Origin of the sequence: Mucilaginibacter sp., from assembly GCF_028288205.1 — a bacterium.
Lineage (GTDB): Bacteria > Bacteroidota > Bacteroidia > Sphingobacteriales > Sphingobacteriaceae > Mucilaginibacter.
Window position 1 is genome coordinate 1 of record NZ_JAQBOD010000062.1, and the last position, 18,310, is coordinate 18,310.

Consider the following 18,310-nt stretch of genomic DNA (forward strand, 5'->3'; position numbering starts at 1 on the left):
GCGCTTATGCCAACGTAGGTAAGGTGCCAAACCCGCGTTACAACTTTGTGATCACTTTTGGTTGTGCGCCGCAAAATGTTGATAAGCTGATCGCATCGGCATTGGACGAGGTGGACAAACTAAAAACACAAGGCCCCCCGCAGGTAAATATAGACAAATACAAAGCCGAGGACCAACGCAACCGCGAAACCGAACTTAAAACTAACAAGTTTTGGTTAGGTTATTTAAGTGGAGCGTTGCAAAATAATAACCCGCTTACAGAACTGGATAGCTATGCTATCGACCTGCAATCGGTAACGCCTGAAAGCTTAAAACATACTGCTCAAAAATATCTAAGCGGTAAAAACTACATCAGGTTTGTGCTTTTACCCGAAAATAACAGCAATATAACTCCGCCGGCAAATGTAAGCGGAAAATAAGAACCTAATAATAACAATAAAAGGGAATTGCGCCAGACTTTTCCGATCGTTCTTTATAGTTTTTTCATTACGTTAAAATGAAGATAGTTAATTAATGTAGAGCACTTCTTACTGGCAGAGAAGTGCTTTCTTATTATTATACTTTGAAGGCGAAGGTATCATCACATAAGCGGACCATTTATAATGGCGTTGTTGTTAGCCGAGCATCAATAAGTTGGTTCGAATACCTCCCTCACCGCTGATAAATATGCAAACGATCCCTACAGTATCGCGAAGGATATGCTGCTGCCAGTATTGAGCTATTTAAAAAAAGAGTTGGCAGTGATAAGCATATTAAGTTCAAAGATAGCGTCTAATACTTTCGGCACCACTGTAACGCTGGCTAATGACTGGAGTCAGGCACTAAGTGCTGCTTAACCCTCGAGCGGATTTGAAAATTACAGCGATCTGATATACCTTTACAAAGAAATTTTCCACATCGCAAACGGGAAATTAACCTAAAAAATGGTCGATTTTTTGTTGCTATTTTGCAACTAAAAAAGCATAACTACTTAATTATCAGTATGTCAGTACTTTCTGTATCGGCAAGTAACCATCATAACTAATTGGTTTTAAGGTATTTATTGTTGTCGATATTTGCCGATTAATTTGGCCAGCAGTTCCAGCCGCTTCGTTATCACTCAGCCGCTTCGCTGCATTTAAGAAATATGGGCCTCATTCCTCGGTCCATATTTCCGGTTTTCCACTTGTTTATCCTTCCCTAAATTCTTTTTACTTCCTTCCATTTTCTCCACTGCGGCCATATCCATGGTAACTTATGTGTTATATATTAAACTATAAATTCTATAGAATTAGTATATTAATTAAAAAATTCTACATTTGCCTCATAAACGGCGGCTTTGATTACGAATGGGACTGGCGTGCCGCTGTTGAGATATGTGTTGACAAGCGCAGCATTGCCGGTATTAACATGCGTAATTTAAATATTGATAACAGCTTGTCGAACGGATTAAGTGTAATTGCTAAAAACGGTGATGGGCAAATCGGTGTATTAACTAATATACCCTGCAAAATATAAATATTTCAAACTATGGAATTGGTGTAAAAGGCAGATATGGCCTATACATCTCTAATGGTGCACATGGTAGCTTAAATATTAAGCGATCAACTATTCGGGAAATTAAGAATGTATCTGAAAATTTCACTATAGTTGAATAAACTGTTGTGTGACCAGTGGCTGCCGATTTAACTTTTAACTGCTAAATAAATTCCTGCATTTAATAGTTTAAATCTTGACAGATTAATCAAAAAAAGCTTGCCATACACCTAACATCCTGCATAAAGCCTCTGCGTTAGAAATGTTTTCTAAAACAAAAAATCTTGGCAGTTCTAAAATATTTTGCAAAGAAGATTCATTTAGATATGCTGCCTTTGTTGTATAGGCAATACTATAATTTAACTGTTTTAAATACTCAACTTCTCTTTTTCCATAACTCCCGTTTGGATATGCAAATGAATCAACAGGTTTATTTATCCATTCTTCGAGTACTATTTTAGAGGTATTTAACTCATTATATACATCTTCATCATTACATTTAGTAAGAATAGGGTGGTTAACGGTATGGCCGCCAATAGTTATACAATCATATTCAGCTATTTCCTTAACCTGGTCTGATGTCATTGCCTCCCGGTTTAAAACTATCGTGTCCTTAATGTCTTTTACCTCAGTAAGCCTTTGATCGTTCGGCAATGTTTTATAAAATTCTACATTTTTATTTCCGGCCTCGATATACGACCACCAATAAACGCCATTTTGTACAGGTTCTGTTGAAATAAAGATAGTGACAGGAACCTTATATTTAGCAGCTACTTTAACAACATTTTCTATATTACCCTGCCATCCATCATCTACTGTAATAATTACCGCATTTTTTGGCAAAGGTTTGTTTTGTTGTGAATAAGCAATTACATCGTTCTGAGTAAGAAAAACGAATTTATTTTTTAAAAGCCATTTTATACAATATTCAAAAAGCTCCCTACCCGGATTATGGAAAAAAACGGACAAAATAAATTCCCCATTTTTAGCACGCTTTTTTACACGGCGGGTTAAGCCTAAACTGATAAAAAAAATTGCAAGAAGCCGGCCAATTAAATTTCGGAGTTTCTTTTTCATAGGTACGTGAGTAAATGTTTTAAATTAAATATTAATTGAATAGAAAATAAATTAACCTCTGTAACATGTTAAAACACTTATTGTTGTATATCTTTTAAAGAAAATGAAACATATTTTTTATCTATTTAAAAAAACAATTAAATTAAATACGAGTTAAAATAATTGCTTGATACTGTGTGAATCGGATTGTTTATATATCATATAATTTATAATGGCTTTTGAAATACTTTCACTTACAAAGGATTTAGATGAGTTTGGCGGTGCGCAAAAAGTACTTGTGGATATCCACAGGGGTATTAAAAACAAACACAATGCTAAAGTATTAGGGTTTTCTAAATTCGGGGATATCCATCCTAAATATAAGATCGACCAACACGAATATGTAAAATTCACCAATCCATTTTACCTGAATAACAAATTGCTCATAGTTCATGACAGGCGAATTATTACATTTATAATGACTCTAAAGCGTTTGTTTTTTTTAAATACCAAAGTTTTATATGTTTCTCATTGTGTTTATGATACTTTGAATTGGGCTTCCATGTTCCCTGATGATATTATTTCTATTTCTGGAAAAGTTACTGATAACCTAATTAATTACTTCGGTTTAAAAGAGAGGAATATACGCTTAATTTATAATGGGATCAAGGACTATGGTAACACTACTATACCATACAAGAAAAAGGATAAAATCGTTATTCTTTATTCAGCCAAAATATATAACCTAAAAAGGCAGCTTGAAATAGTGGATAATCTTACTAACAAATTATTACCCGAAATAGAGATCCATTTTGCGGGTACCGGTCCGGATTATCAACAATTAATTGAAAAATGTAAGCATTCATCTAATTTTAAACCTTTGGGTTTTATTGAAAATATAAATGAGTTGATTAATGATGTTAATTATTTAATGCTCTTTTCTATTAGAGAGGGGTTACCGATATCCCTAATAGAGGGAATAATGCGAGGCAAGCCAATATTAGCCAATGATGTTGGTGGAAATTTAGAAATTTGTATACCCGGTGAAAATGGAATTTTATTAGATGACAGCTGGGATCGTTTGGCTGATACTTTAAACAAATTAGTGTTACTATCTGAAGAAGAGTATTTAAAAATGAGCCTGAATAGCAGGAAAAGATATGAGAGTATGTTTACATATGAAAAAATGGTTTCGATGTATCTTGATGTTATAAAACAAATGCAACAAAATTAAAACAGGTAATGCTTTAATTTAAAATTTGGCTTGCTGGCTATTATATGGAAGAAGCTGAGATTTTGATAGCATACGATTATACAAGCTATTAACACCATTACCACGCTTAATGCTTGGACTATTTTATTAATTTTGCAGTATGAATTTTATTATTGAATCTACTGTTAAAGCTGTTAAACAATTATATCAGGCAGATATTGCACCAGCCGATATAAGTCTGCAGGAAACACGCAAGGAATTTGAGGGTCAGGTTACTATAGTTACTTTTCCGTTCACTAAGTTTTCACGTAAATCGCCGGAGCAAACCGGGGCGGAGATAGGAGAATATTTAAAAAAATCATTAAAAGAAATTTCGGCCTTTAACGTAATAAAAGGGTTTTTAAATATTTCTATTTGCAGTGCTTATTGGATAGATCAATTATACACAGAAATTTTAAAGGACGATTTTGCCGTTTTAAAACCAAATGGCAAAAAGGTGATGGTTGAATACTCATCACCCAACACCAATAAGCCGTTGCACCTGGGTCATGTGCGTAACAACCTGTTAGGTTATTCTGTAGCTCAAATTCTTGAGGCTGCAGGTTATGAAGTAATTAAGACCAATTTGGTGAATGACCGCGGCATACATATCTGTAAATCTATGCTGGCCTGGCAACTATACGGTAATGGCGAAACGCCGCAATCAACAGGCGAAAAAGGCGACCATTTGGTAGGCAAGTATTACGTAATATTTGATAAGGAATACAAAAAAGAGATAGAATTCTTAAAATCAGAAGGTCAAACAGAAGAGGAAGCAAAAAAAAATGCCCCGCTTATAAAGCAGGCTCAAGAATTGCTGCTTAAATGGGAGGCCGGCGAAGAGAAAGTTATCGACTTATGGAAAACCATGAATACCTGGGTATATGATGGTTTTGGAAAAACGTATAAAGCCCTGGGGGTAGAGTTTGATAAATTCTATTATGAATCTAACACCTATTTATTAGGTAAAGATATTATTGATGAAGGTTTGCAAAGCGGCGTGTTCTTTAAAAAGGAAGATGGTTCTGTGTGGATAGATCTGACTGAGGATGGCCTTGACCAGAAACTGGTTTTACGCGCCGACGGTACTTCAGTTTACATGACCCAGGATATGGGTACTGCCCAGCTAAAATATGATGATTTCCAAATGGATGAATCTATTTATGTAGTAGGAAATGAACAGGATTACCATTTTAAAGTGTTGTTTCTGATATTGCAAAAACTGGGTAAAGCCTGGGCAAGGGGATTATTCCATTTATCGTATGGGATGGTTGATCTGCCATCAGGGAAAATGAAATCGCGTGAAGGAACAGTTGTTGATGCTGATGACCTGATTGCCGAAATGGAAAGCACCGCCAGAAAACAAACAGAAGCTTTAGGCAAGATAAATGATTTTGGTGAGGAAGAGAAAGAACAACTATACCATACTATTGGCATGGGCGCTTTAAAATATTTCCTGTTAAAGGTTGACCCCAAAAAAAGATTGTTATTTGATCCTAATGAATCAGTAGATTTTCAGGGACATACAGGTCCGTTTATACAATATACCCATGCCCGTATTAAATCGGTTTTAAATAGGGCAACTATAACAGGTATGGAAACAGATCCAACAGAATTGGCTCCCGAAGAGCGTGATCTGATAGTAACACTAACACAGTTTCCCGATATAATTACACAGGCAGCAATTGCCTATAACCCCGGCACCGTAGCTAATTATGTGTACGAGTTGGCTAAAACTTATAATAAGTTTTATCATGAGCATTCTATACTACAGGCTGAAGATGAACTGGTAAAGCAATTCAGGCTGGAGCTTTCTGTTGCATCAGCCAAAGTTATCAGTAAGGCTATGAATTTGCTGGGTATTGATGTGCCCGAGCGGATGTAAATCTTAACAAGAAAAAATAATTGTCAAAGCTGCCCTATAGGTAGCTTTTTTTGTTTATTGAAAACATTATTTAAAAGCCAGAGGTTTTAGAAGTAGATAATCAACAACAAAATGGAAACTAAAACTCCCCAAAAGCAAAACAAACAGCCGGGCATTGAAGCTAAGATGAACCCGCGCCCCGAATACATAAAAGCGACTTATAAAGCTGCCGGTAAGCTTACAGGCAAAACAGCGCTTATAACCGGCGGAGATAGCGGCATTGGTCGTGCGGTTAGCGTGCATTATGCTAAAGAAGGTGCAGATATTGCAATTGTTTATTTAGATGAAGATGTGGATGCCATAGAAACCAGGGAAATAGTTCTATCCTTTGGTCGTAAGTGCCTGCTGATTAAAGGTGATGTTAAAAAGAGTTCGTTTTGTAAAAAAGCTGTAGAGCAAGTAGTTAAAGAATTTGGTAAATTGAATATATTGGTAAATAATGCCGGTATCCAGGTGCCCGAGAAAGACCCAAAAGAAATAGATGAAAAACAGCTGGAAGATACCTTTAAGACAAATATTTTCGCTTACTTCCATTTTGCAAAAGCGGCATTGGCACATATGCAGGAAGGGGATACCATTATTAATACCACCTCTGTTACCGCTTATCGTTCATCACCAAATCTGATAGATTATTCTTCTACTAAAGGTGCTATTACTTCATTTACCCGTTCATTGGCAACCAATCTTACCGAAAAAAAAATACGTGTAAACGCAGTTGCTCCGGGCCCGGTTTGGACACCATTGATCGTATCGACCTTTGATGAAGAGAAAATTAAAAAGTTTGGATCAGAAACCGCCATGAAGCGTGCAGGGCAACCATCAGAACTTGCACCGGCCTATGTGTTCCTGGCATCTGATGATGCATCATTTATAACAGGACAGGTAATTCATGTTAATGGTGGTGAAGTGGTAAATGGTTGATATGGGTTTTTAAGAGACCAATTAATACCCTATATTCCCAATTTACTTAATTATATTACATCATCCTGTTTTTACACAGGGTGATTTTTTATTTTTTTACTATGTTTGCTTACCAATTTCTTTATTATGTTTTATAAAAAACACACCCTATTACTTGCAGCGTTATTTGCCGGCAATTTCTTTATAGCTAACGCTCAAAATAAACCCAAACATGAAGATACCGAGGTTTATGAACCCGTTCCGAATGTAGTAACGCCCGGTAAAACTAACAGCGATGCACCATCTGACGCTATTATATTATTTGATGGTAAAAATTTAGATCAATGGACGTCGACCGAGCAAAGAGGTACGCCGGCTGACTGGATCGTTGCTGATGGTATTTTAACTGTAAAAAAAGGCACAGGAAATATTGAAACTGTTAAATCATTTGGAAGCTACCAGTTACATATTGAGTGGAGAATACCTTCTAACATAACCGGCACCGACCAGGCGCGTGGTAATAGCGGAGTATTTTTGGCCTCGTTAGGTAAAGGCGATGCAGGCTACGAATTACAGATATTAGATTCATATAAAAATAAAACATATGTTAACGGCCAGGCTGGAAGTATTTACAAACAATTTATCCCATTGGTAAACGCCAATAAGCCACCCGGCGAATGGCAAACCTATGATATAATATGGACCGCGCCCACCTTTAATGAAAACGGTACCGTTAAAACACCGGCCAGAGCGACCGTGTTTTTCAATGGGATACTGGTTCAAAACAATGTATCATTGCTGGGCCCGACCCAATTTGTCGGTCAGCCATCATATAGCGTAAAACACGGCCCCGCCCCAATAAAACTGCAAGCCCATGGCGATAAAAGCGAGCCAATCAGCTACCGTAATATTTGGGTTAGGCAACTATAAATAGTCCCCGTTAATAAATAAAATAAACATTTAAGTACGTTACCACGCAAATTATATAGTGCGAGGTAACGTACTTTTTACATATATTAGACTTAGTTAATCAATACATTAGTCGGTAAGTTTAACCAATTTTATAGATCCATTATTACTAAGAATTTTTTGAAAGAATTGATAGCAGTTTACTGCAATCGATTGTAATTGCTATACTTAACTAATAATAAACCAATAACACCTAAATATAACTCCTAAACAAATGAATACGAAGCTTTTTAAAGCGGTACTATCCGCATTATTAGCTGTACTGGTAAGTACAACCGCTAATAGCCAGGTAAAAAAAACAGCATTTAATATTAGCCCATTATTGGATGCCTATAATGTAAGCTGGGATAGCCCGGGCCCAACGTCGTCACAATCAATGCCAATAGGTAATGGGGATATTGGCCTTAATGTATGGGTTGAACCAAACGGTGATCTTTGTTTTTTTATAGGCAAAACCGATGCATGGGGAGCAGCCTCTGCTACTGAAAAGAATAACTGGATTAAAGATGGCGGGGTTTTAATGAAATTAGGCAAAGTGCGTGTATCATTAAGCCCAACTCCTCTAACTCAGGGAACCCTATTTACGCAAGTGCTTAAGCTGCATAACAGTGAAATATTAGTTAAAGAAGGCGATACACAGCTTAGGGTGTGGGTTGATGCCAATAACCCGGTTATAAGAGTTGAATCTAAAAGTACTAAGCCGGTATCGGTAAAAGTAACTTTAGATAACTGGCGTGCTGGTAATGGCGATATAATAATGACAAACCAGGCAAATAAAATTGCATGGTATCATCAAAATGCAAAAGATGCAGACATTCATTTACAGGGTATAACGTTTGGAGGAATAATTAAAGGTAAAGGGTTAGTAACTAAAGATGATACCACGTTGCAATCGAAAGCATCATTTACTCAATCGATCTCTGTTTACCCGTTAACTACAAAAGATATTACTCCCGATGAATGGTTAAATCAATTAAACAAGCAAATAGCCCACATCGATGCGCTTCCGTTTGAACAAACACGCCTGGCTCATCAGCAATGGTGGGATAAATTCTGGCACCGAAGCTGGATATTTATAAAAGGCGATGAGGCTGCAGTAAAAAATACACAGGGATATGTTTTGCAGCGTTATGTTACCGCATGTGCCGGCAGGGGGGCGTATCCTATAAAATTTAATGGCTCTATATTCGTAGTGGATAATCCGCAGTATAAACAAAACAGGAAAATAGTAAGTATTGATGCCGATTACCGCGAATGGGGCGGTCAATACTGGTTTCAAAATACCAGGCCAATGTACTGGCCGCGCTTAATGGCCGGCGATTTTGATGAAATGCTGCCACTATTTAAAATGTACGCTAAAATATTGCCCGATAATGCTGCGCAGGTAAAAAAATATTATAATCATGGCGGCGCATATTTCCAGGAAACACAACCTTTTTGGGGTGGCTTACCCTATATGGGGCCCGAAGTTAAAGAAAACTGGACAGGGCATTATTTCACCCCGATACTGGAATTGAGTATGATGATGCTTGATTATTATGAATATACAGGTGATAAAAAATTCGCTAAAGAAACACTATTGCCAATTGCGTCTGCAGGGGTAGAGTTTTTTGATAAACATTTTGGCCGTGATGCACAGGGTAAATTATTGCTTGACCCGGATAACTCTATTGAAATGTTTTGGAAGGCGCATAACCCGGCACCGGATATTGCAGGTTTACACGCGGTTGTTGGCAGACTAATGACATTGCCGGCTGGTGTAATAGATGAAAAAGAACGTGCTAACTGGAAAAGGTTCTATGACGAATTGCCCCCGTTACCTGTAGGTGATAAGGACGGTAAACAAGTATTATTACCCTACACGGGCCCGCAAACCGTAAAGGGGCATAATTTAGAAAACCCCGAGCTGTACGCTATTTATCCTTTCCGTATATATGGATTAGGCAGACCTGATCTTGATTTGGCAAAAAACACCTTTGAGGTACGCAAATTTAAAGATAAAGGCTGTTGGATACAGGACCCTATACAGGCCGCCATGCTTGGATTACCTGATGTTGCCAAGGTATATGTTTCCTACAATTTTGCACGTAAAGAGCCTACGCTGAAATTTCCGGCCTTTTGGGCCACCGGACATGATTATGCACCTGATGAGGATAACGGTGGTAATGGTGAAAATGGTTTACAGGAAATGCTGATGCAGATAAATGGTAAAAAGATTATGTTATTACCAGCCTGGCCAAAAGAGTGGGGGGACACAGAGTTTAAATTAAATGCGCCATTTAATACAACTGTTCAGGGTAAAGTTAAAGATGGTAAATTAATTGATCTGGTTGTTACACCGGCTTCCCGTAAAGCAGATGTTATTGATATGTCAAAATAATAATATTTTAGTAAAAAATATTATTATTTAAACAAAAAATGCAAAGTGCAGGATAGCACTTTGCATTTTTTGTTTGTGGCTATTATCAAATATTATCATAAAATGATGCTTTTTTAACCACAATAAAAATATTTTACAGTATTATAAATATTTTTATTGTAAATATTTTGATTTAAATATAACTAATACTATATTTAAGTCGGCTTAAACCATTGTTGCATGAAAAAAATCCCCTTATTTTTCAGCTTGTTATTATTTTCGTGTGCAGCGCCCAGGCAACGTATTACTAATAATTATGATATTAGTAAGTATAAACAACCCTACCATGTATTTGCTATTGGACAATGGAATCCAGAATATATTATCTTAACGCTTATTGATGCTAATAACAGCTATTTAACTATTCAGACAAAATATAATGCATCCTTAAAAAAAGGAGCTGTATATACGCCTTAAAATTATCTCTTAAATATTGACATGCACTCGGTAATTTATAACTTAGCAATGTCATTGCAATACGCCAATGACTATAAATTCCATTACATATCATGATAAAAGATTTAAACTCATTAAACCAAGTAGCAGAATTCCATACCACCTTTAAACATCCCATTATACCAGTACCGTCTATCCCATCAACGGAGCGTTGTAAGTTACGCATTGAGCTTTTAGCAGAAGAATTAAAGGAATTACAGCAAGCTGTTAATGATAATGATCTTGTTGAAATTGCCGACGCGCTTTGCGACCTGCAATATGTGCTTTCCGGAGCTGTTTTAGAATTTGGCTTGGGCGAAAAATTTAAAGAACTATTTGATGAAGTTCACCGCTCAAACATGAGCAAGGCATGTAAGACTATAGAAGAGGCTAATGCAACTATTGATTACTATAAAAGCAAAGGTAATACTGAATCATACTTTAAAGAAATTGATGGCTTATACCTGGTATATAGAACGCCTGATGATAAAACCTTAAAATCAGTAAACTATTCGCCTGCCGACCTGCGCGCCATATTAGGATAATTAATGTTAGATATCCTTTATCGTGATGATTGCCTGATCGCTATAAACAAACCGCATGGTTTATTAGTGCATCGCTCATCAATAGCGGCAGATGCAGAAGAATTTGCCTTGCAGCTATTAAGAGACCAGGTTGGTTTAAAGGTTAATCCTGTACATCGTTTGGACAGAGCAACTGGAGGGATTTTATTATTTGCATTGAACAAGGAGGTAGAAATAGCAATGCAACAGCAATTTTCTGATAACCTGGTAAATAAAAAATATACAGCTATTGTAAGAGGCTATACTCCTGATAGCGAAGAAATAAATTATCCGTTAAGAAAAGAAAATGGTATGCTACAGGAAGCATTTACTGTTTACCAAACACTCAATCGCGCAGAAATACCTGTTCCTCTTGGTGTACATGATACTTCACGATATTCGTTAATAGAAATTAAACCAACAACGGGGCGAATGCACCAGATAAGGAAGCACATGAGCCATGTTTTTCACCCTATAATTGGCGATACTACGCACGGGTGTAATAAACAGAATAAATTATTTAAGGAAAAGTGGGGTATGACAACTTTGTTATTACATGCCTCGCAACTGTCATTTAATCATCCGGTTATGAATACACATATTGTTATTGAAGCGCCATTACAGGCAGAATTTAAACGGGTTATACAAATAATGCGCTGGTAATTATATGTTCAGTTTCAAACAAAGCAACACTAATTTTGTAGTAAAGTCATGACAGCCCCGATAAATTATAGGCTTTATAAAAACAGCGAAGAACATAACATAACTATAACTCCTGTCAATCAAAATATACCCGGAGGTGATCTGTATGTAAAAGGTGTATTTAGACTTACTGAAGGAAACGTAGGTTTGGGCGATATTGTATTTGACGATAACATGAAGGAGTGGGAATATACCGGCATGGGCGATCTTTCGCACCGCGAAGCAGCAGAAATAGCAAGCTTTATTCAAAATATATAATCTTGCCGGTATCGATACTGATAACCCGATACAATAATCTGTTATTAATAACTATTGCAGGTAAGCATTTCTAATTTTATCTTTACCGAAAAACCCATTTATAGTATTACGACCTAACATGGACGAGATAGAAAACTATTCGGAAAAAATTCATGAACAAAGCAATGAGCATGCCCATCATATCCTCTCAGAAGGGAAAGAGCGCTGGGTGCTGTTTGTAGCACTTTCTACGGCATTAATTGCAGTACTGGCTGCCATAACAGGATTATTGGCCGGAGAACATGCAGACGAAGCCATGCTGGCCCAGATACACGCGTCAGACCAATGGGCATATTACCAGGCTAAGGGCATTAAATCAGAAACACTAAACCAAACCAATAAATTATTGCTTGCATTTGGCAAAACTCCAATTGCCGCCGATGCAGATAAGATAAAAGATAATAAAAAAGAGCAGGCAGAAATTAAGAAACAGGCAGAAGAGTTTCAAAAAGAATCTGATGTGCATGTTGCAAAACATAGTGTATTTGCCCGTGGTATCACCTTGTTTCAAATCTCTATTGCCATAGGCGCTATATCTATAATTGTGAAGCGAAAAGGTTTGTGGCTGGTAAGTATAGGTTTTGCATGTATTGGTATTTTCTTTTTAATCCAGGGTATTTGGTTTTAATCCATAAAAATTTATGAAAGGTATTGTATTTAGCTGTACAGTTATTTGTACAGCCGTTTTAGGGTTTTCGGCACTTGCACAAACAAAAAAGGATGACAAGGTTAGACTTATTACTTTAGATCCCGGTCACTTTCATGCCGCGTTAGTTCAAAAAACCATGTTAAGTGATATTGAGCCCGATGTTTATGTTTATGCGCCTAAAGGTGAAGATGTACAATCGCACCTTGATAAGATCAATACATATAACCATCGCGCTGCTGATCCAACACACTGGAACGAACTGGTTTATACCGGCGATGATTTTTTTAATAAAATGATAGCCGAAAAACGCGGTAACGTAGTTGTTATGGCCGGCAATAATCAAAAGAAAACAGAATATATTAAAAGATCAATCGATGCCGGTTTTAATGTTTTGGGCGACAAACCCATGGCTATTGATAACCAGCATTTTGAAATGTTAAAAAGTGCTTTTGCTGATGCAGCAAAAAAGAAACTGGTTTTGTATGATATCATGACCGAGCGTTACGAAATCACCAATGCCTTACAGCGTGAGTTTGCCGGGATTCCGGAAGTATTTGGCCAGCTTAAAAAAGGTACACCGCAACACCCGGGTGTTGAAATGGAGAGTGTACATTATTTTTATAAATCTGTTTCGGGCAGTGTGCTTAGCCGACCGGCTTGGTTCTTTGATGTTAAACAACAAGGAGAGGGCCTGCAAGACGTAGGTGTGCATTTGGTAGATCTTACCCAATGGGAATGTTTCCCGGATAAAATTATCAATTACAAAAAAGATATAAAATTTAACGGCGCTAAACGATGGGCGTCTGATGTTACATTGAGCCAGTTTAACGCTATTACTAAATTAAACGGCTTCCCGGCGTTTTTAAAGAAGAACGTGGTAAAAGATACTATCCTGAAAGTTTATGCAAATGGCACGGTTAATTACCAATTGTTTGGTACTAACGTTAAATTAACAGCAAAATGGGCCTATTCTGCCGTTGCGGGTGGAGACAGCCAGTATTCCGTACTGCATGGCACTAAGGCCGATCTGTATGTAAGACAAGGAGCAACCGAAAAGTATATTCCTGCTTTATATATCGAACCACTAAATGAAAGTGCTGCTTATGAGAAATTGCTGATTGAAAAATTAAAAATAATTCAGGACAAATATCCCGGTGTTGAACTTAAAAAACAGGCTAAGGGCTGGGAGGTTATTATCCCCGAAAAATACAAAGATGGCCACGAAGCGCATTTTGGGCGCGTGACCGAGAAATATTTAGATTACCTGCGTAAAGGCAACATGCCAAAATGGGAAGTGCCTAACATGATAGCTAAGTATTATACTACCACTACCGCGTTGGCACTGGCAAAAGGTAGGAAATAACTAAAATGCCTTGTCATTTCGAACGATAGTGAGAAATCTTATACGATATGTAGACGATCTATAAGGCGTATAAGATTTCTCCTCGTTCCTCGTCGAAATGATAGGAGTTATTACTATAGCTCACAATTAGCCGTATCTTTACGCCCATGATAAAAAAAGCGCTGGAAAATTTGAAGATCACGGCATTGAACGAAATGCAAAACGCGGCGTTAAGCGCCGATCCGAAAAGTGATCTTATCTTACTTTCTCCAACAGGTTCCGGTAAAACATTGGGGTTTTTATTGCCATTATTAAAATCATTACATGCTGATATTAATATGGTTCAGGTACTTATCCTGGTGCCGTCAAGAGAGCTGGCTTTGCAGATAGAACAGGTATTTAAAGCCATAAGCAGCGGCTTTAAAGTAAATTGCTGTTACGGCGGGCACTCTACCAAGATAGAAAAGAATAATCTTTCACAACCACCCGTTGTTTTAATAGGTACGCCGGGCCGTATAGCGCATCATTTGCGTCACGGCAGCTTTAGTACAGAGGCTATCCATACATTGATATTGGATGAGTTTGATAAATCGTTAGAGTTTGGTTTTCAAACCGACATGACGGTGATAATACGCCAGCTGGAGCATTTGAGCAAACGTGTATTAACTTCGGCCACAAGAATGAAAGAGATACCTGATTTTACCGGTGTTATCAATCCTATAGAATTAGATTTCCTGAATAATAAGACCAATGCGCCTGATATTAAATTAAAAGCAGTTATATCTGAAGCAGCTGATAAGCTGGATACTTTGTTTTCGCTTATTTGTAAAATAGGAAATAAGTCCACGCTGGTTTTCTGCAATCATCGCGAAGCTGTAGAACGTATTAGTGATTTGCTTTGGGACAGGGGAATAATACATGATATTTTTCATGGCGGCATGGAACAGGACGACAGGGAGCGTGCTTTATTAAAATTTAGAAACGGCAGCCATAGGTTATTAATTACTACCGACCTTGCATCGCGCGGACTGGATATCCCTGAAATTGAATATGTGATACATTACCAGTTGCCACATAACGAGGAGGCTTTTACACATCGTAACGGACGTACAGCACGTATGCATGCAAAAGGTACCGCTTACCTGATATTGAATGAAGACGAAAAGCAGGAGTATCTTCGTCAAAAACCTGAGATAGAGGAATTACCGGAAGATTTAACGCTGCCTGAAATAACTCCATGGGCCACATTGTATATTGCAGCCGGTAAAAAGGATAAGATCAACAAAGTAGATATAGTTGGGTTATTACTTAAAAAAGGCGAATTACCTAAAGAGGACCTGGGCTTAATAGAAGTTTTGGATAACACCTCATATGCAGCGGTAAAACGTACACAAATAGAAAATATAGTACAAAAGCTTAAAGGCGAAAAGATAAAAAACAAGAAAGTTAAAATCGAAATATCAAGATAGAATAATATGAGTAATAATGATATTATGAAAAAGCTTAGGGTAGCTATGAAGTTTACTGACGATGATATTGTAAAGGTTTTAGAACTGGCCAATTTCAGAATCACTAAAACCGAATTAGGTGCCATCTTCAGAAACGAAGATCATCCAAATTTTAAGCCTTGCGGCGATCAAATACTTCGCAATTTTTTAAACGGCTTAATAATTTATAAACGCGGACCTAAACCTCAATAATAATTATTGCGCTGGGGCGGATCGTTGAATAATTTTAACTTTCCCGCTTTTTATCATCTTTTGCATTTCTGCAGAGAATGCTTCCCTGCCGCCAAAATCTTGTACCCAGTACGTGTTATACGTGGCAGCCCCCACTTCTTTAAAGTCAGGATTCATCAGGTTGCGGCAATGGCCCTCACTTTTAAACCAGCCAGCCATAACCTCCGCGATACTTTCCTGGCCTTGAGCAATGTTTTCGCCAACTGCAAAGCTCCGGTACCCTTTATGAGTGTACCCTGTATTTTCAATCCTGTCAAACGAGGTGCGGCCGTCTTTACTGGTGTGGCTAAAATAATCTTTGTTAGCCATATCCCTTGCATGGCTCATTGCAGCTTTTTCAAGCTGCTCATTCCATATTAAAGGTGGGGCAGGGGGCATGCGTGTAGTGCCACATTTGCAACCCTTTGCCCTGGTGTGATTAATATTATCTAAAAATTCTTGTTTAAATTGTTGGTCGCTGTAAGTTTGCCTGCGGTTAACTGTGGTTAACGCAAATACCAAAGTGAAAATCAAATATTTCATATTATTGATTAGACAACAGATAGATATGGAAGTTTAATTATTGTTTTTGCTGTGCGGATGCCTTATCCTTCTTTTACGCCTTCTGTACCTAAATAAAACTAATATTGTTATGAGTGCAATTATTAGTATCAGTATTACAATGAGGCTATCCTTCTGGAGTAATTTGTTCTGTAAGCTCTTTTGTTGGGCGTTGAATTGGTTTTTTTTTTGATCTGCAAAGAATCCTGGGCAGTAATTTTGGCTATTAGGGCTGCTGCTTCTTTTTTGTGGATGCTATCATCAATAAATTCATGCCTTTTTAAAGCAATTGCCTCTTTATCATATTTATTTAAGTGACTGTATAACAATGCGTAGTTAAGCTGTACTTTTGATTCAACTCGTGGAAAATGATTAGTTGTTGATAGTTTTAAGGCCTCATTTAAATCGCGCATAGCTAAACTGTAATCTTTAATATCCATTTTGATAGCAGCCATTTCAATAAGCGAAGCCATTATATTAGGAATATCTTTTTTAGCGCGTGATAACGAATTTGATTGTATAATGAACCATTTAGCCTGCGTATATTTTTTTTGTGAGCGATAAACTTTAGCTAAACTATTAAAGCATGTACGCTCACCTATAGTATCATTATACCTCGAATATAAATGCAACGCCAAATAGGTATAATTAAGCGCCTGGTTCTGATAAATAAGTTTAACCCTTTTATCTGTTATGCTATCATATTTTAAATACTCTGCAGCAATTTTGGTATAAATAGGCGATTTAAGCGAATCGTTTTCAGTAAACTGTAATTGTTGTTTTAAGCTATCTAACAGGGTAATAGCTGTGTTTGATTTTTGGGTAGCAGTATCAATGACCGCATTAAATGCAGATGCTCTTAGTCCGTAAAATAAAATAATGATAAGTATAGTAAGTTTCTTCATAAAAATAGCCGCCTTATACAGCCATCCCTTATATTCAAATAGCATGCCTTGTTTTATAACTATTTGATATTAAGATGAATTAACTGTGATAAGGAATGGAAATTTAAAATAAATAATTTACAAAGAAGATATAGTATAGAAAACAGTACAAAAAAGTGACCGTTATTGAATTAACTTTTCGTAACGGTTTAAAAATTCTCGTAAAAAGGTAACCCTGGTGAACAGAAAATTGAAAAGATTAATACCTATAACCGCGCAAAGTATGCCGGCCAATACATCTAAAATATAATGGTGACTGGTATAGATAGCAGTAAGCCATATGCCAATCATTACCAAGGCTAAAATTATATTTATAAAACCCAAACGATTTTTTAAACCATAATATATTACAATAACCGGGTAGGCCGAGTGGAGGGAGGGCATGGCAGCAAAAACATTTGATCCTTTTTGATAAATAGATTGGAAAACATGAACGTTGAAATAATTATCAAACCGCGCAAGCCCGCCGGTATTACCCGTAGTTGCCGCATGGAAAATAAAGCCGTGCTCTTGTATATACCAGGGTGGTGCAGCCGGATAAGTATAATAAACTACAAAGCCCAGCAGGTTCACTACTAAAAAAGTTAAAGCAAATGATAAAAACTCGCGCCTATTTTTAAAAAATAAAAAAGCGGCAAAGCTAAGTGGTACAGGTATCCAGCATATATAAAACAGGCCCGCAATTATGTCTAAAAAGGTAGTAGCATTTAGTTGCCAGTATTCGTTTGGGGTTAGTAGCCGGCCATTAAACTTTATACCAAAAATATGTTTTTCAAAATTATACAGATCGGCTATATGGACAGTATTGACCTGGTAATTAGGAAATGCCTTCATGTAATCGAATATTATCCAATAAACAACGAAAACAGAGAAGCCTACAATAAATTTGCGGGTAATAGCTGATAGATAAAACAGTGTATTAAAAATAACCAATAAAGCTACCTGGTCTGATTTATAGCCAATTACCCATGAAGAAAGTAATAGATAAGTAATAGAAAGAAGCGAAACAGTTAATATAGATCTGGCGTTAATTGCCGGGCCTTGATGAACAGCACCATTCATTT

At 37.1% G+C, this 18,310-nt stretch carries 19 protein-coding genes and 1 pseudogene; 16 read left to right on the forward strand and 4 right to left on the reverse strand.

The window, feature by feature from the left end; all coding sequences use genetic code 11:
• The 3 genes and pseudogenes from JWR23_RS15755 to JWR23_RS15765 all read left to right on the forward strand — a co-directional run.
• Positions 1–419: pseudogene (locus JWR23_RS15755) on the forward strand (insulinase family protein); the annotation flags it as partial.
• 279 nt (positions 420–698) lie between these two features.
• Positions 699–836, forward strand: a complete 138-nt coding sequence (locus tag JWR23_RS15760) for a hypothetical protein (protein ID WP_299517220.1) — start codon at positions 699–701, stop codon at positions 834–836.
• 400 nt (positions 837–1,236) lie between these two features.
• On the forward strand, positions 1,237–1,497 hold the full coding sequence (locus JWR23_RS15765; RefSeq protein WP_299517221.1) for a hypothetical protein: 261 nt from the start codon (positions 1,237–1,239) through the stop codon (positions 1,495–1,497).
• Positions 1,498–1,719: 222 nt separating this feature from the next.
• Here JWR23_RS15765 and JWR23_RS15770 read toward each other — a convergent pair whose 3' ends face one another.
• Positions 1,720–2,592 carry a polysaccharide deacetylase family protein gene (locus JWR23_RS15770; protein ID WP_299517222.1) on the reverse strand — a complete coding sequence of 291 codons (873 nt, stop codon included), beginning with the start codon at positions 2,590–2,592 and terminating at the stop codon, positions 1,720–1,722.
• A gap of 211 nt (positions 2,593–2,803) precedes the next feature.
• Between JWR23_RS15770 and JWR23_RS15775 the strand changes: the two genes are divergently transcribed.
• From JWR23_RS15775 to JWR23_RS15835, 13 genes are all read left to right on the forward strand, one after another.
• Positions 2,804–3,805 (forward strand): glycosyltransferase family 4 protein, encoded by a 1,002-nt coding sequence (locus JWR23_RS15775; protein ID WP_299517224.1) that lies wholly within the window; start codon positions 2,804–2,806, stop codon positions 3,803–3,805.
• A 139-nt stretch (positions 3,806–3,944) separates the two neighbouring features.
• On the forward strand, positions 3,945–5,708 hold the full coding sequence (gene argS, locus JWR23_RS15780) for an arginine--tRNA ligase (RefSeq protein ID WP_299517225.1): 1,764 nt from the start codon (positions 3,945–3,947) through the stop codon (positions 5,706–5,708).
• Positions 5,709–5,819: 111 nt separating this feature from the next.
• On the forward strand, positions 5,820–6,668 hold the full coding sequence (locus JWR23_RS15785) for an SDR family oxidoreductase (RefSeq protein ID WP_299517227.1): 849 nt from the start codon (positions 5,820–5,822) through the stop codon (positions 6,666–6,668).
• A gap of 126 nt (positions 6,669–6,794) precedes the next feature.
• The gene (locus JWR23_RS15790; protein WP_299517229.1) at positions 6,795–7,577 is read left to right on the forward strand and encodes a DUF1080 domain-containing protein; all 783 of its coding nucleotides are present in this window, start codon (positions 6,795–6,797) and stop codon (positions 7,575–7,577) included.
• A 253-nt stretch (positions 7,578–7,830) separates the two neighbouring features.
• Positions 7,831–9,996 (forward strand): DUF5703 domain-containing protein, encoded by a 2,166-nt coding sequence (locus JWR23_RS15795; protein WP_299517230.1) that lies wholly within the window; start codon positions 7,831–7,833, stop codon positions 9,994–9,996.
• 219 nt (positions 9,997–10,215) lie between these two features.
• The gene (locus tag JWR23_RS15800; RefSeq protein WP_299517231.1) at positions 10,216–10,452 is read left to right on the forward strand and encodes a hypothetical protein; all 237 of its coding nucleotides are present in this window, start codon (positions 10,216–10,218) and stop codon (positions 10,450–10,452) included.
• A gap of 92 nt (positions 10,453–10,544) precedes the next feature.
• A complete protein-coding gene (locus JWR23_RS15805; RefSeq protein ID WP_299517232.1) occupies positions 10,545–11,015 on the forward strand; it encodes a nucleoside triphosphate pyrophosphohydrolase family protein in 471 nt (156 codons plus the stop codon).
• Between the two features lie 3 nt (positions 11,016–11,018).
• The gene (locus tag JWR23_RS15810; RefSeq protein WP_299517234.1) at positions 11,019–11,696 is read left to right on the forward strand and encodes a pseudouridine synthase; all 678 of its coding nucleotides are present in this window, start codon (positions 11,019–11,021) and stop codon (positions 11,694–11,696) included.
• A gap of 48 nt (positions 11,697–11,744) precedes the next feature.
• Positions 11,745–11,993, forward strand: coding sequence for a hypothetical protein (locus JWR23_RS15815; RefSeq protein WP_299517235.1), 249 nt, complete (start codon positions 11,745–11,747; stop codon positions 11,991–11,993).
• Positions 11,994–12,111: 118 nt separating this feature from the next.
• A complete protein-coding gene (locus JWR23_RS15820; RefSeq protein WP_299517236.1) occupies positions 12,112–12,660 on the forward strand; it encodes a DUF4337 domain-containing protein in 549 nt (182 codons plus the stop codon).
• A gap of 13 nt (positions 12,661–12,673) precedes the next feature.
• Positions 12,674–14,044, forward strand: a complete 1,371-nt coding sequence (locus JWR23_RS15825; protein WP_299517238.1) for a putative oxidoreductase C-terminal domain-containing protein — start codon at positions 12,674–12,676, stop codon at positions 14,042–14,044.
• Between the two features lie 146 nt (positions 14,045–14,190).
• Entirely contained in the window at positions 14,191–15,492 is a 1,302-nt protein-coding gene (locus JWR23_RS15830; RefSeq protein WP_299517239.1) for a DEAD/DEAH box helicase, read from the forward strand.
• A 24-nt stretch (positions 15,493–15,516) separates the two neighbouring features.
• A complete protein-coding gene (locus tag JWR23_RS15835; protein ID WP_299500783.1) occupies positions 15,517–15,723 on the forward strand; it encodes a DUF1456 family protein in 207 nt (68 codons plus the stop codon).
• Between the two features lie 3 nt (positions 15,724–15,726).
• Here JWR23_RS15835 and JWR23_RS15840 read toward each other — a convergent pair whose 3' ends face one another.
• The 3 genes from JWR23_RS15840 to JWR23_RS15850 form a co-directional block, all read right to left on the reverse strand.
• On the reverse strand, positions 15,727–16,284 hold the full coding sequence (locus JWR23_RS15840; RefSeq protein ID WP_299517240.1) for a CAP domain-containing protein: 558 nt from the start codon (positions 16,282–16,284) through the stop codon (positions 15,727–15,729).
• 134 nt (positions 16,285–16,418) lie between these two features.
• Complete coding sequence (locus JWR23_RS15845) at positions 16,419–17,252, reverse strand: hypothetical protein (protein WP_299517241.1); 834 nt, start codon at positions 17,250–17,252, stop codon at positions 16,419–16,421.
• 117 nt (positions 17,253–17,369) lie between these two features.
• Positions 17,370–18,308 carry a phosphatase PAP2 family protein gene (locus tag JWR23_RS15850; protein WP_299517243.1) on the reverse strand — a complete coding sequence of 313 codons (939 nt, stop codon included), beginning with the start codon at positions 18,306–18,308 and terminating at the stop codon, positions 17,370–17,372.
• Positions 18,309–18,310: the final 2 nt, after the last annotated feature.

Excerpts from the sequence above, each read along its gene's own strand:
- JWR23_RS15760 (WP_299517220.1), top strand. The coding sequence starts at position 699 with ATGCTGCTGCCAGTATTGAGCTATTTAAAAAAAGAGTTGGCAGTGATA.
- JWR23_RS15765 (WP_299517221.1), top strand. The coding sequence starts at position 1,237 with ATGTGTTATATATTAAACTATAAATTCTATAGAATTAGTATATTAATT.
- JWR23_RS15770 (WP_299517222.1), bottom strand. The coding sequence starts at position 2,592 with ATGAAAAAGAAACTCCGAAATTTAATTGGCCGGCTTCTTGCAATTTTT.
- JWR23_RS15775 (WP_299517224.1), top strand. The coding sequence starts at position 2,804 with ATGGCTTTTGAAATACTTTCACTTACAAAGGATTTAGATGAGTTTGGC.
- argS (WP_299517225.1), top strand. The coding sequence starts at position 3,945 with ATGAATTTTATTATTGAATCTACTGTTAAAGCTGTTAAACAATTATAT.
- JWR23_RS15785 (WP_299517227.1), top strand. The coding sequence starts at position 5,820 with ATGGAAACTAAAACTCCCCAAAAGCAAAACAAACAGCCGGGCATTGAA.
- JWR23_RS15790 (WP_299517229.1), top strand. The coding sequence starts at position 6,795 with ATGTTTTATAAAAAACACACCCTATTACTTGCAGCGTTATTTGCCGGC.
- JWR23_RS15795 (WP_299517230.1), top strand. The coding sequence starts at position 7,831 with ATGAATACGAAGCTTTTTAAAGCGGTACTATCCGCATTATTAGCTGTA.
- JWR23_RS15800 (WP_299517231.1), top strand. The coding sequence starts at position 10,216 with ATGAAAAAAATCCCCTTATTTTTCAGCTTGTTATTATTTTCGTGTGCA.
- JWR23_RS15805 (WP_299517232.1), top strand. The coding sequence starts at position 10,545 with ATGATAAAAGATTTAAACTCATTAAACCAAGTAGCAGAATTCCATACC.
- JWR23_RS15810 (WP_299517234.1), top strand. The coding sequence starts at position 11,019 with ATGTTAGATATCCTTTATCGTGATGATTGCCTGATCGCTATAAACAAA.
- JWR23_RS15815 (WP_299517235.1), top strand. The coding sequence starts at position 11,745 with ATGACAGCCCCGATAAATTATAGGCTTTATAAAAACAGCGAAGAACAT.
- JWR23_RS15820 (WP_299517236.1), top strand. The coding sequence starts at position 12,112 with ATGGACGAGATAGAAAACTATTCGGAAAAAATTCATGAACAAAGCAAT.
- JWR23_RS15825 (WP_299517238.1), top strand. The coding sequence starts at position 12,674 with ATGAAAGGTATTGTATTTAGCTGTACAGTTATTTGTACAGCCGTTTTA.
- JWR23_RS15830 (WP_299517239.1), top strand. The coding sequence starts at position 14,191 with ATGATAAAAAAAGCGCTGGAAAATTTGAAGATCACGGCATTGAACGAA.
- JWR23_RS15835 (WP_299500783.1), top strand. The coding sequence starts at position 15,517 with ATGAAAAAGCTTAGGGTAGCTATGAAGTTTACTGACGATGATATTGTA.
- JWR23_RS15840 (WP_299517240.1), bottom strand. The coding sequence starts at position 16,284 with ATGAAATATTTGATTTTCACTTTGGTATTTGCGTTAACCACAGTTAAC.
- JWR23_RS15845 (WP_299517241.1), bottom strand. The coding sequence starts at position 17,252 with ATGCTATTTGAATATAAGGGATGGCTGTATAAGGCGGCTATTTTTATG.
- JWR23_RS15850 (WP_299517243.1), bottom strand. The coding sequence starts at position 18,308 with ATGAATGGTGCTGTTCATCAAGGCCCGGCAATTAACGCCAGATCTATA.